This window comes from Vibrio sp. A8-1 (genome assembly GCF_013048685.1).
Lineage (GTDB): Bacteria > Pseudomonadota > Gammaproteobacteria > Enterobacterales > Vibrionaceae > Vibrio > Vibrio metschnikovii.
In genome coordinates, this window is the sequence record NZ_VHTC01000024.1 from 41,864 (window position 1) to 55,089 (window position 13,226).

Genomic DNA, 13,226 nt, shown 5'->3' on the forward strand with positions numbered 1-13,226 from the left:
TCTTATTTAAGAGGACAGGAAGTGGAACTCTACGATACCGAAGAACAACAAGTTGAAGCGATAAAAGATTGGTGGAAAGAGAATGGTAAAGCCGTTCTCCTTGGTGCGGTACTTGGTCTTGGCGGTTTGTTTGGATGGCGTTATTACCAGCATTCAACTACGACGGGTCAAGAAACAACGTCTGAAACGTATAGCAAAGCTATCGCTAACTTTTCAGCTAAAGGGGCGCAAGCTGAGTCAGATTTACAGCATTTTATCGATAATCATCAGAAATCAGAATACGCTGTTTTAGCGGCGATGCAGCTTGCTAAAGCACAAGCCGATGCCGGGCAGTTAGATGAGGCGTTAGCGCAACTTGAATGGGCTAAGAAGTCGACGAAAGACGCAGCATTAACCCCAGTCATTGCATTTCGTATTGCACGTTTGCAGGCTGAGCAGCAGCAATTTGATGCCGCGCTGGCTGAATTAACAACGATTACTGAGGCAAGTTGGGCTGCACGTGTTGCTGAATTACGTGGTGATATTGCACTCCGTAAAGGAGATAAAGACGCGGCTTATGCAGCCTATTCACAAGCTCAACAATCGAGTAATGCTAGCCAAACATTACAGCTGAAACTCGATGATCTAGCCAGATAAGGGCATCTGTTGATGAAAAAAATATTCAACAAAGTGCTTTTGTCTGCGGCCGTAATCGGTTTGTTAGGCGGATGTGCTGGGGAAGAAGAAAATATCATTATGGCTCCGCTACCTAGTGTGAGTAGTGAGTTTACACCGCAACCCATTTGGAGTAACTCGGTTGGTCGGGGAGTCGGTCATTTTTTCTCTAATCTGACTCCTGAATACGCTTATGGTAAAGTGTTTGTTGCTAGTCGTGATGGCGAAGTCAAAGCCCTTGATCCCAATGACGGGAAAACATTATGGCGTGTTAATGTAAGACAAGATATGCCAGCGCGTTTATCTGGGGGCATTGTTGCCGCTTACAATCAGCTGTTTATCGGCAGTGAAAACGGTCAAGTCCTGGCTTTAGATGCCGAAACGGGCGAGCTGAATTGGCGTGTCGATGTAGCCGGTGAAGTACTGGCTTCGGTTGCCACAGACAGTAACTTAGTGATTGTGAATACCAGTCGAGGCATATTGCTTGCGTTAGACAGTACTAATGGCGCTCAAAAATGGACCATCAGTACCGAAGTACCCAGCTTAACCCTACGTGGTGATAGTCGGCCTGTTACCGCTTCTGGTGGTGTTTTTTGGGGAACCTCTAACGGTCGTCTTGCCGCCGCAATTATTGAACGTGGTCAATTAATTTGGCAACAGCCGATAGGTCAACCGCAAGGCGCAACCGAAATTGATCGCTTAGTTGATGTTGATGCTGCGCCATTGATCATTGGAGCTAACTTGTACGCCATCGGTTTTAATGGGCAGTTAATTTCAATTGATTTGCGTTCAGGTAGTGCGGTATGGAAACGCAATTATTCGTCAACGACGGATATGGTCAGCGATGGCCGCCGTCTGTTTTTAGTTACTGATAAAGATCATGTCGTTGCCGTTGATGCACGTAGCGGGACGGAACTATGGCAGAATAATCAGCTACAGCACCGACTGTTAACGGCGCCTAAATTGATTGATGGTTACCTAGTTGTTGGTGATAGTGAGGGATACCTTCACTGGTTGGATCGCAATAGCGGCGAATTTGTGGCTCAGCAATTCGTCAGTAAAAGCGGTTTTGCAGTCGGTCCCCTTGCACTTGACGATGGCTACTTGATTGTCTCGCGAGATGGTAAAATAAAGAAACTGACTATCACTCAATAAATCGTGATATAATTCACATTCGGCTCCTGGCTGTATACAGCTAGGGGCCGTTTTGCTGCAATAAACCTTGAGTTTGTATACCCAAATGTGTTTGTCATACTAAACTTTTGTACCGAGTAGCAAAATCATTTGAGTATAATTACATAAGAAAGAATTATTATTGAGGTTGTTATGATACCTGTTGTTGCTCTTGTTGGGCGTCCAAATGTAGGTAAATCGACGCTATTTAACCGACTCACCCGTACACGAGATGCACTGGTAGCGGACTTCCCCGGTTTAACCCGCGACAGAAAATATGGCCAAGCAAAATTAGGTGAAAACGAATTCATCGTGATTGATACCGGTGGTATTGATGGCACAGAAGAAGGCGTTGAAACTAAAATGGCTCAGCAATCATTGGCGGCGATCGACGAAGCGGACGTCGTCTTGTTCATGGTTGATGGTCGTGCTGGGTTAACTTCTGCCGATGAAGCCATTGCTCAGCATTTGCGTCGTATTGAGAAAAACGCGATTTTGGTTGTGAATAAAGTCGATGGTATTGATGCTGATGCGGCTTGCGCTGAATTTTGGCAGCTCGGGATGGGATCGCAGATGTACCAAATTGCCGCAGCCCATGGTCGAGGCGTTGCTGTTCTTATCGATCGCGCGTTGAATCCGCTCGCAGAGCAGATGAACGAAGATCTACAGAATCTAGAAGATCTGACGGAGTTTGTTGATACTGATGAGCCCGAGCAGTTGGAATACACTGAAGAAGAAGCGGAAGCAGAATTTAAAAGGTTACAAGATCAACCGATTAAACTGGCCATTATCGGTCGACCTAATGTAGGTAAATCAACGCTCACTAACCGTATTTTAGGTGAAGAACGGGTTGTGGTTTATGATATGCCCGGCACCACACGTGACTCGATTTATATTCCAATGCAGCGTGACGATCGTGAGTATGTCTTGATCGATACCGCGGGTGTGCGTCGTCGTAAAAGTATCAATGAAACGGTAGAAAAATTTTCTGTTGTTAAAACGCTTAAAGCGATAGAAGATGCTAACGTTGTGCTATTAGTGATCGATGCTCGTGAAAATATCTCTGATCAAGATTTAAGCCTACTCGGTTTTACTTTAAATGCTGGACGTTCGGTGGTCATTGCGATCAACAAATGGGATGGCTTGAGCAATGATATCAAAGAGCGTGTGAAAAAAGAGTTGGATCGCCGCTTAGGATTTGTTGATTTTGCTCGTATTCACTTTATCTCGGCGCTGCATGGTACCGGAGTTGGTCACCTTTTTGAGTCGGTACAAGAAGCGTATCGTTCTGCCACGACACGAGTGGGAACCTCGGTATTAACTCGTATCATGAAAATGGCAACCGATGATCACCAGCCACCACTGATTCGTGGTCGACGCGTTAAACTGAAGTACGCTCACGCAGGTGGTTATAACCCACCGATCATTGTTATTCATGGTAACCAGGTTAATGAACTGCCCCATTCCTATAAACGCTATCTAATGAACTATTACCGTAAATCATTAGAAATCATGGGTACGCCAATTCGTATTCAGTTCCAAAGTAGTGAAAACCCATTTGAGAACAAAGTGAGCAAGTTGACGTTATCTCAAGAACGTAAACGTAAGCGTTTAATGACCATGGTGAAAGATCGTCGAAAATAGACCTAGGTCGATATATTATAAAAAGCCCAAGCTGTTAGCTTGGGCTTTTTTTATCCCTTTTCGTCATTGTATTTTGTCGGTTTTTGATGGATGAGTTAACGCTTCCTCTTTGAGTATGGCGTTATACTATGCTTAAAATAGGATCTTATAAGGAAGAATTAGTGATAATGATCATTTTATTAAATATTGTGAATTTAGGTTTATGAATTTTAATTTAGATTTTTAATCTGTTTAAAATCCAAATGCAGAATATGTAACTTATGCTTTCGGTGTGTGGTGATATAAATGTTCTTTTTACGGTAGATCGCTGATCAAGGTAGATAAAGCAAAAGATCCATGATAGATCCCAAAGCACAGCAAGTGGAACGATTCACGTGATTTTATGTAAATAGACAGATCGGCTGAAATCACCAATGGCCCATTTGTTCTATCGAGTACTTGGCGGTATGATCGCTAGGGCCTTGCGATTTGAAGAAGAGGGGCTCGGTGTCTTTTTGCCTTATACTGTTCTAGGCCATCCCTTTTTCTACTTGAAGCCGCAGTGATGTGTGCCGCCTTTGTTGACCTTTTTTGTCAACCAGTCGGAGTATCGTGTTGGATTAATCGACGGCTTCGGCTCTGCCGGTGATGTAGCGTCTTGGTAAAGTAATCGTTATCAGTAAGGAAACCTGCAATGGAAACATGTTGTCCACAATGCTCGCATGAATTGGTCTGGAATGGTCGTTATTACTGTGCGTCGTGTGATGTAAATTATACAAAAATAGCTCACTGCCCAGATTGTAGCGCAGAGTTAGAAAAGCTTCAGGCTTGTGGTGCGGCGAATTATTTTTGTCATTCGTGCAACGAACTTAAGTCTAAATCACGTGTTCAGATTGAATTCGCAAAGCTAAAGTAACAAGCTCGCTGGTTGTTGATGGTGATTAATTAACAGTAGAACGAATGTCACCCTGTGCTAAGCGGGTAACAATCACTTCACCAGTTTGGACTTGGTCTTTACTGTGGATCACTTCACCGCGTTCATTTTGGGTAATTGAGTAGCCACGAGAGAGGGTGGCGAGTGGACTGACGGTATTGAGTTTATCCACTAAGCGGGCATAACGATGCTGTGCGTCGAGTAATTGACGCTCCATTGCTTTACGCAACTGATGTTGGCTCATCATCAACTGATGCTTTTGTGCACTGAGTTGTTTTTCTGGAGAGCGAAGCTGTAAGCGATACTGCTGTTGGCTGACGCCTTTGGCTAATAACATCAAACGCCGTTGCATCGCTTGTGTCAATTGTAAGGTGAGTTCATCCAATTGTTGACGCTGTCGCTGCAAACGGTGAGCTGGGTGTTGTTTATCCAATCGGTGTTGCAACTGTTGTAACTGATTTTTTTGCTGGGCAAAGTAATAGCGAATGCTATTGGTGAGTTGGTGTTGTTTTTGATTAAATGACTGTTTTTTATTGCTATTGTCTCGACTTACCAGTTCAGCTGCAGCAGACGGCGTTGGCGCGCGCATATCGGCAACAAAATCAGCAATAGTGACATCCACTTCATGGCCGACTGCACTGATGATCGGGATTTGACTTGCCGCTATCGTTCTCGCCACAATTTCATGGTTAAAACACCAGAGATCTTCCAGTGAACCGCCGCCGCGGCCGACGATCAACACATCACATTCTGCGCGAGAATTCGCACAACCAATCGCTTGAGCGATACTTATCGCCGCTTCATTGCCTTGGACGATGGTCGGGTAAATAATGATTGGCAGACTTGGATCGCGGCGTTTCAGCACCTGCAAAATATCGTGCAGAGCAGCTCCGGTTTTTGAGGTGATCACGCCCACACAGCGCGGGTGTTCGGGAAGTGGTTTTTTGAGTGATTGCGCAAATAACCCTTCTGCGGCCAGTTGCATTTTGAGTTGTTCAAACTCTTGTTGTAGCCGTCCGTCGCCTTCAGGCTGCATACTTTCAATGATAATTTGATAATCACCACGAGGCTCATACAAAGAGAGCCTAGCTTTGACTAACACTTGTTGGCCATTTTGGGGCTTAAAAGAAACGGAACGGTTATTACCTTTGAACATCGCGCATTTGACTTGAGCGCGACTGTCTTTCAGGGTCAAGTACCAATGACCGGATACGGGCGCAGAGAAGTTAGAGATCTCACCGATCAGCCAGACGATGCCCATTTCATTTTCAAGTAACAATCTGACTTCAGCATTAAGACGAGAAACCGTGTAGATATTTGGATTAGTCAAGGAGGGCACCGCTAATTTGGCCAGACATAAGTATGGAAATTAGCGGCAATATAATACATATCAAGGGGGTAATTGCAAATAAAAAATTAAAAAATGAGTGGTCAAGCGATTGCTCTGGGCGTATAATCCGTCCGCAATATCAAATCTAAATCTCTTTATTATGCGAAACGATAAAGCGATTTATTACTCTTAACCTTCACGTTGTGAGATATTGCAAATGCTAAGAATTGCTAAAGAAGCTCTGACCTTCGACGATGTTCTCCTCGTCCCTGCACACTCTACTGTCCTCCCCAATACAGCCGATCTTCGCACTCGACTTACCAAAAACATTACGCTCAACATCCCTATGATTTCTGCGTCTATGGATACAGTAACAGAAGCTCGCCTAGCAATCGCACTTGCACAAGAAGGTGGCCTTGGTTTTATCCATAAAAATATGTCGATAGAACAGCAAGCGGAACAAGTTCACCAAGTAAAAATCTTTGAAGCCGGCGTGGTTACTCATCCTGTCACCGTTCGTCCTCAAGCAACGATTGCTGATGTCATGGCATTGACCGAGAAACACGGTTTTGCCGGCTTCCCTGTTGTCTCTGAGAACAACGAACTGGTTGGGATCATTACTGGGCGTGACGTGCGCTTTGTAACCGATTTAACTAAGTTAGTCTCTGATGTGATGACTCCGAAAGATCGTCTGGCGACGGTGAAAGAGGGTGCTTCAGGCCAAGAAGTTCAAGAGCGGATGCATAAAGCGCGCGTTGAGAAAATTCTGGTGGTTAATGATGAGTTTCAATTAAAAGGCATGATCACCGCCAAAGATTTCCACAAAGCAGAAAGTAAACCTCATGCATGCAAAGATTCTCAAGGACGTCTACGAGTCGGCGCTGCCGTTGGCGCTGCTCCGGGAAATGAAGAGCGCGTTAAAGCCTTAGTTGAAGCCGGTGTTGATGTACTGCTGATTGACTCGTCTCATGGCCATTCAGAAGGCGTATTGCAACGGATTCGTGAAACACGCGCCGCTTACCCTGATCTTGGTATTATTGGTGGCAACGTGGCGACCGCCGAAGGTGCCCGAGCACTGATTGAAGCGGGTGTTAGTGCCGTTAAAGTTGGTATTGGCCCAGGTTCTATCTGTACTACGCGTATCGTCACTGGTGTGGGTGTTCCGCAAGTCACCGCCATTGCTGATGCTGCAGAAGTCGCTAATCAATATGGCATTCCTGTGATTGCTGATGGTGGTATTCGCTTCTCGGGCGATATTTCTAAAGCGATTGCTGCAGGCGCATCTTGTGTCATGGTGGGTTCAATGTTTGCTGGCACCGAAGAAGCCCCAGGAGAGGTTATCCTCTATCAAGGCCGTTCTTACAAAGCTTATCGTGGCATGGGTTCTTTAGGTGCGATGTCAAAAGGCTCTTCTGATCGTTATTTCCAAACCGATAATGCGGCAGACAAATTAGTCCCTGAGGGTATTGAAGGTCGTATCGCTTACAAAGGTCTATTAAAAGAGATTGTTCATCAGCAGATGGGCGGGTTACGTTCATGCATGGGCTTAACTGGCTCACCAGATATTGAAACCTTGCGTACTCAAGCACAATTTGTTCGTATCTCTGGAGCTGGCATGAAAGAGTCTCATGTCCATGACGTACAAATTTCTAAAGAAGCACCTAACTATCGAATGAGCTAAACGTAAACGTTTGCTTTTTTCCTTGATGCCATTCTGAGAGGCGAGTAGACTCGCCTCCGTTTCTTAATTTAGCTGATAAGACTGCTTAACTATGACCAAGAACATTCATGATCAACGAATCCTTATTTTAGACTTTGGTTCACAATACACTCAATTAGTTGCACGCCGTGTACGTGAAATTGGTGTTTACTGTGAGTTGTGGAGCTGGGATGTCGAAGAAGCGGACATTCGCGAATTTAACCCAGACGGCATTATTCTGTCTGGTGGTCCTGAAAGCGTAACTGAGCTTAATTCGCCACGCGCGCCTCAATATGTATTTGACTCAGGCGTGCCGGTATTCGGTGTGTGCTATGGCATGCAAACGATGGCTGAGCAGTTGGGTGGCCGCGTAGCTACCTCTACCGAGCGCGAGTTTGGCTATGCGCAAGTTACGGTTTCTGGTCAATCGGCGTTATTTAACGATCTTGAAGCGATTCAAGATGTGTGGATGAGCCACGGTGATAAAGTGGTGGAAATTCCAGCCGACTTCGTAAAAATTGGTGAAACCGAGACCTGCCCATACGCAGCCATGGCCAATGAAGAGAAAAAATACTACGGAGTTCAGTTCCATCCAGAAGTGACGCACACCAAACATGGCCTCAAAATGCTCGAGAATTTCGTACTCGATATTTGTGGTTGTGAACGTTTATGGACGTCTGAATCGATCATTGAAGATGCGATTGCTCGGATTAAAGAGCAAGTCGGTGATGATGAAGTGATCCTTGGCTTATCTGGTGGCGTTGACTCATCGGTTGTCGCTATGCTGGTACACCGCGCGATTGGTGAACGTCTGACTTGTGTGTTTGTCGATAATGGCTTACTGCGCTTGAACGAAGGTCAGCAAGTGATGGATATGTTTGGCAATAAATTTGGCCTAAACATCATCAAAGTCGATGCTGAAGAGCGTTTCCTCGCCGCCTTAGAAGGCAAAGCCGATCCAGAAGAAAAGCGTAAGACGATCGGACATGTGTTTGTTGATGTTTTTGATGAGCAAGCCAAGAAATTGAAAAACGCTAAATGGTTAGCGCAAGGCACGATTTATCCGGATGTGATTGAGTCAGCCGCCTCTAAGACTGGTAAAGCGCATGTGATTAAATCACACCATAACGTCGGTGGTTTACCGGATGATATGGAAATGGGCTTAGTGGAACCATTACGTGAACTGTTTAAAGACGAAGTACGTAAAATTGGTCTTGAGTTAGGTCTACCTTACGACATGCTATACCGCCACCCATTCCCAGGTCCAGGTCTTGGTGTGCGAGTCCTCGGTGAAGTGAAGAAAGAGTATTGCGATTTGCTACGTCGTGCTGACGCTATCTTTATTGAAGAGCTGCACAATGCGGATTTGTACAATAAAGTATCGCAAGCGTTTACCGTTTTCTTACCAGTACGCTCTGTTGGTGTAATGGGTGATGGCCGTAAATACGACTGGGTTGTGTCACTACGCGCAGTAGAAACGATCGATTTCATGACTGCCCATTGGGCTCACTTACCTTATGAATTTTTGGGTAAGGTTTCCAACCGTATTATCAATGAAGTGAGTGGTATTTCTCGCGTGGTGTATGACATCTCCGGTAAGCCACCCGCGACTATTGAGTGGGAATAGGCTTAGTTGTAAAAACTAACCAAGTCCTTATAAAATAAAAATGCCAGTCAGTATTACTGACTGGCATTTTTTTATAGGGATAATGATAGTTGGTTTTCAGAGATAAGCATATCTAGGAAATCGACAACAGCCCTAACTCTACGTGAGTGTGCCAAATCTGAGTGAATAGCCAACCAAATAGGCTGATCACAACCCACATCACCTTGGACACAAACCAAGTTTTTTTTCTTAGAAATAAAATGAGGGAGTATAGCCATTCCAATTCCTGCTTCTACAGCGCTCATTTGTGCTGACAGACTGGTTGTGATTAAGCGACAAGGTTTTCCTCTTAACATTTTTGTTAACCATTGTGCTGCTGGCAAATTTTGCTGCATTTCAGACCACCCTATGAAATCATCATGTTCGAAAGATAAGCTAGTGGTGTCTGAGCGCTTTCTATTGTTTACGTAGTCTTGTGAGGCGTAAAGCCCAAACCCTAGTGTGCCTAGTCGGCGGATACTCACATTACCCCGTTCCGGTCTTACCATACGCAAGGCAATGTCAGCATCGCGTCGGTGTAGGTTAACTGTGGACACGCCCGTGACTATCTCCATGGTTAAATTTGGATGAGCCGCAATAAGTTTTGGCATGGCTGGAATAATTAGATAATCGGCCAATCCTTGCGCTGTTGCCAGGCGTACATGACCCATCACTTCATCATTATTACGATACGTAGCATCTCCAAAAGCAAAGCCAGCTTGCTCTAGGGCTTCAGCCGGTGAAATCAGATCTCTGCCTTCATCGGTTAATGTATAGCCCTGTTGATCACGCGTAAATAAGCGAGTCTGTAGAGCAGACTCCAGACGTTCTAAACGTCGAGAAGTGGTGGCAATCCCCAAATTTAATCGTTTTGCTGCGCGACTTAATGTGCCTTCTCTAGCGATGGCGAGAAATATCCTGGCATCATCCCAATTCAAAGACGGGGGGGTGTTCTTGTTTCCATTTTCGGAAAACTGATTGCAGTTTGTGTGCATATAAATCTCCACTTTCGGAAAGCATAATGAATATCTCAACGTAAACCAAGGGATATTAATTATGAAGAAACGTGTATTAGGTCAAAGTCTTGAAGTCTCCGAGATAGGGTTAGGCTGTATGGGCATGAGTGAATTTTATGGGCCCAGAAATGACGCCGAATCCAAGTCGGTACTCCATAAAGCTATTGATCTTGGCTGCACTTTTTTAGATACCGCAGATACTTATGGCCATTATCATAACGAGCAGCTACTTGGGGAGTTTTTGAAAGAAAGCCGTGCTGAAATTAAAGTTGCGACTAAGTGTGGAATTGTGCGTCGTCCTGGGGAGTACCAACGAGTAATTGATAATAGTCCAGATTATATTCGTCGTGCTTGCGAGAGTTCACTACGCCGCTTAGGTGTTGAATGCATCGACTTATACTATATCCATCGATTAGATCCTAATGTGCCTATAGAAACAACCGTTTTTACGTTGTCTCAATTGGTTAAGGAGGGGAAAGTTGCAAATATTGGCTTATCTGAGGTCAGCGCAAGTACACTGAGAAAAGCGCATGCTGTTCATCCAATTAGTGCCGTGCAGACCGAGTATTCACTGTGGACCCGTGATGTGGAGCAAGATGTTTTGCCAACTTGTAGAGAATTAGGTATTGGTTTTGTTCCTTATTCTCCATTAGGGCGTGGTTTTTTGACAGGGAATATTACGCCTGACAGTGACTTTACTCCTGAAGATGCAAGACAATCATTACCGAGATTCACGCCTGATAACCTAAGAGCAAATCGGCCGCTAACAGAGGTGGTTGCTAGCATGGCCAGTAGTAAGTCATGCTCTTCGGCACAAATTGCATTGGCATGGTTATTAGCACAGGGACCTGACATCGTACCTATTCCGGGTACAAAGAAAATGAAGCATTTGATTGATAATTTGGGAGCTCCTGATGTCGTATTAACGGCAGCCGATTTGGCCCGCATTGAATCAGCAGTGCGAGAATTTCAGCCCGCAGGGGAGCGTTATACAACTGAAGGTATGAAAGGAGTGAACGCTTGAGCCCGTTAAACCACACAAATTGGCGCAGCTGGGTCGCTGTTTTTATGCTTGGTATTGCGTCATTTACGGTTGTTGCTACTGAGTTAGCACCAATAGGTATGTTGTCTTCGATTGCACAGGATATGCAGCAGAGTGCTAGTTCTACAGGGTTAGTGGTTACTTTGTATGCATGGCTTGGTGCCGCTGCCGCTTTAATTTCAGTCATGATGATTAGCCATTTACCCCGTCGACCATTGTTAGTCGGACTGATGCTATTATTGGGGCTGTCTAATGGTGTGGCAGCTGTCAGTCATAGTTTTAGCGTATTGCTAGCTGCCAGGCTTGTCGGTGCTCTTGCTCATGGTGCTTTCTGGGCAATGATTGGCACTTTGGGCGCACAGCTGGTCTCAGAAAGTAGCGTGGGGAAAGCCACTGCCATTATTTTCGGCGGCGTTTCAACCGCGAGTGTTTTAGGTGTCCCACTGATTAATTGGATAAGCTCTGATGCTGGCTGGCGATCATCATTTTTACTTTTAGCAATATTATCTGTTGTTACGGCATTAACTCTGGCTCTAAGCCTTCCGCATGTATCAGGTACACCGCGTTTGGGAAGGGGTCAACTCTTCTCTGTGTTTCGAAATTCGAAGTTGAGAATCGTCTACCTCATTGCGGTTTGTGGTATCGTTTCACACTTTGCTGCATTTACTTATATTGAGGTGTTACTTTCTTCAGTGATTGCCCTGCCAAACAGTTGGATCTCTATCTGTCTGTTGACATTTGGTGTTGCTGGTATAGTTGGTAACTTCATGTGTGGAATGTATATAGACAACTACTTAAAGAGAGTCCTTAGCACAGGGCTTCTACTTATTTCGTTGTGTTTGATGTTAATTAGTCTTCCGACTGTTAACAGTAAAATAATTACACTACTGATCGTCTCCGGATGGGGCCTTGGTGTTGCGATACTATTCGTTGGTCTTCAAACATGGATCATCCGATTAGCTAAAGACGATGCATTACCAGCTTCAGCTATTTATGCTGCTATTTTCAATGGCGCTCTTGGTATGGGGGCCGTATTAGGAGCAGGAATTTTAGACCATTGGAATATTAGTACGCTTTATTTATCTGCTTCATTAATTACGCTGCTAAGTCTTGCTTTGATGGTTGGTAGTCGTAAAGGGGCTACGGAACAAGCTACTATGGTATAAGTTTGGAATGTTATAAAATACGTCGACGATCAGCAAAAAATCAAAAAAATTCTGCGCATGGTACAGATGATGGTATCGTTAATAGTCTCCTTTCTAACTAGCTGTTATATAGATTTATTTTCTGCTCATTGATATTCGAGTGGGAATGATTTCCCAGTATTGGTTTTTTGAGTTTACTGTTTATCAAACCTCAGGTTCTGCCTGAGGTTTTTTATTGGGCCACATTTGTCGTGGTGCTTCCAAGAAAAATGTCACCATGCAACATAGGTGTAGGATGATCGCTAATGCCTCGCAAAACCGTCTTATCATCGTTTGTTTTTGCTTAAAAGCAGATGAATGGCCTCTATCCTAAAGTGGCGTTTATCAATAAGAGGTATTTTTTTCATGTTCATACTCAATAAAACGGCCTGTTGGGTGAGTCTTATTTGTGCACTCCCAAGCTATGCAATGACGATTCAAGTCGATCCTCTCGACAGCTCCGGATACGTGGTATCTCGCGTGGAGTTACAAGCCATTGAACAGCAAAAAGCGGCGGATCCTATGTATGCGATTTGGTCACAGGCTTTACGAACAGCACCTAATAGTTTAGTCGACAGTATTGAGCCGGGGTTGGTGAGTAATCCAGACAATGTAAAACGGGTGGAAAGGGTTTTTCCTGAACATGAGTGGAATTTCCTCACTCATATGGCCGCACCTGAATACACCTATACCCGATTTTTAAGAGCCATCGGCAAGTTCCCCGCCTTTTGTGGTGATTATGATGATGGACGTGATGCCGATGCTATTTGTAAAAAGTCGGTGATCACGGCTTTTGCACATTTGTGCGCCGAGCATGGCGTTGATCTAGGAGGTGAAAGTCCTCTACGGGCTCAGTCGAGCGGGAACCGTTAGCCTATGCAAGGGTGTTCATCGTGAGGTGAAATCTGAAGGAAGCAAATGGCAAA

General features: G+C 44.7%; 10 protein-coding genes and 1 pseudogene. 9 read left to right on the forward strand and 2 right to left on the reverse strand.

Translation table 11 applies throughout. The features are described 5' to 3' along the window. The first annotated feature begins 21 nt into the window (after window positions 1-21). From FKN93_RS12890 to FKN93_RS12905, 4 genes are all read left to right on the forward strand, one after another. Window positions 22-636, forward strand: coding sequence for a tetratricopeptide repeat protein (locus tag FKN93_RS12890; RefSeq protein WP_004395839.1), 615 nt, complete (start codon window positions 22-24; stop codon window positions 634-636). 12 nt (window positions 637-648) lie between these two features. Then, window positions 649-1,809 (forward strand): outer membrane protein assembly factor BamB, encoded by a 1,161-nt coding sequence (bamB, locus tag FKN93_RS12895; RefSeq protein ID WP_158137950.1) that lies wholly within the window; start codon window positions 649-651, stop codon window positions 1,807-1,809. A 171-nt stretch (window positions 1,810-1,980) separates the two neighbouring features. Then, window positions 1,981-3,471: a ribosome biogenesis GTPase Der gene (der, locus tag FKN93_RS12900; protein WP_158137952.1), complete on the forward strand. Its 1,491-nt coding sequence runs from the start codon at window positions 1,981-1,983 to the stop codon at window positions 3,469-3,471. 673 nt (window positions 3,472-4,144) lie between these two features. Next, a complete protein-coding gene (locus FKN93_RS12905; RefSeq protein ID WP_158137954.1) occupies window positions 4,145-4,366 on the forward strand; it encodes a zinc ribbon domain-containing protein in 222 nt (73 codons plus the stop codon). 25 nt (window positions 4,367-4,391) lie between these two features. Here the strand turns inward: FKN93_RS12905 and xseA are convergent, their stop codons facing one another. Then, on the reverse strand, window positions 4,392-5,723 hold the full coding sequence (gene xseA / locus FKN93_RS12910; protein WP_158137955.1) for an exodeoxyribonuclease VII large subunit: 1,332 nt from the start codon (window positions 5,721-5,723) through the stop codon (window positions 4,392-4,394). A 208-nt stretch (window positions 5,724-5,931) separates the two neighbouring features. Here xseA and guaB point away from each other — a divergent pair, with 208 nt between their 5' ends. Both guaB and guaA read left to right on the forward strand, forming a co-directional pair. Then, window positions 5,932-7,395 (forward strand): IMP dehydrogenase, encoded by a 1,464-nt coding sequence (gene guaB, locus FKN93_RS12915; RefSeq protein ID WP_170905247.1) that lies wholly within the window; start codon window positions 5,932-5,934, stop codon window positions 7,393-7,395. Between the two features lie 91 nt (window positions 7,396-7,486). Next, window positions 7,487-9,040 carry a glutamine-hydrolyzing GMP synthase gene (gene guaA / locus FKN93_RS12920; protein ID WP_004395834.1) on the forward strand — a complete coding sequence of 518 codons (1,554 nt, stop codon included), beginning with the start codon at window positions 7,487-7,489 and terminating at the stop codon, window positions 9,038-9,040. Window positions 9,041-9,111: 71 nt separating this feature from the next. On the opposite strand, the gene FKN93_RS12925 is transcribed toward guaA, so the two are convergent. Continuing rightward, on the reverse strand, window positions 9,112-10,053 hold the full coding sequence (locus tag FKN93_RS12925; RefSeq protein WP_170905248.1) for a LysR family transcriptional regulator: 942 nt from the start codon (window positions 10,051-10,053) through the stop codon (window positions 9,112-9,114). Between the two features lie 61 nt (window positions 10,054-10,114). On the opposite strand from FKN93_RS12925, the gene FKN93_RS12930 reads away from it, so the two are divergent. From FKN93_RS12930 to FKN93_RS12940, 3 genes and pseudogenes are all read left to right on the forward strand, one after another. Then, entirely contained in the window at window positions 10,115-11,098 is a 984-nt protein-coding gene (locus tag FKN93_RS12930; RefSeq protein ID WP_158137958.1) for an aldo/keto reductase, read from the forward strand. Continuing rightward, window positions 11,095-12,282: an MFS transporter gene (locus tag FKN93_RS12935; RefSeq protein ID WP_170905249.1), complete on the forward strand. Its 1,188-nt coding sequence runs from the start codon at window positions 11,095-11,097 to the stop codon at window positions 12,280-12,282. The genes FKN93_RS12930 and FKN93_RS12935 overlap by 4 nt, the downstream gene beginning before the upstream one ends. A 384-nt stretch (window positions 12,283-12,666) precedes the next feature. Further along, window positions 12,667-13,101, forward strand: a pseudogene (locus FKN93_RS12940) (carbohydrate-binding protein); the annotation flags it as partial. Between the last annotated feature and the right edge of the window lie 125 nt (window positions 13,102-13,226).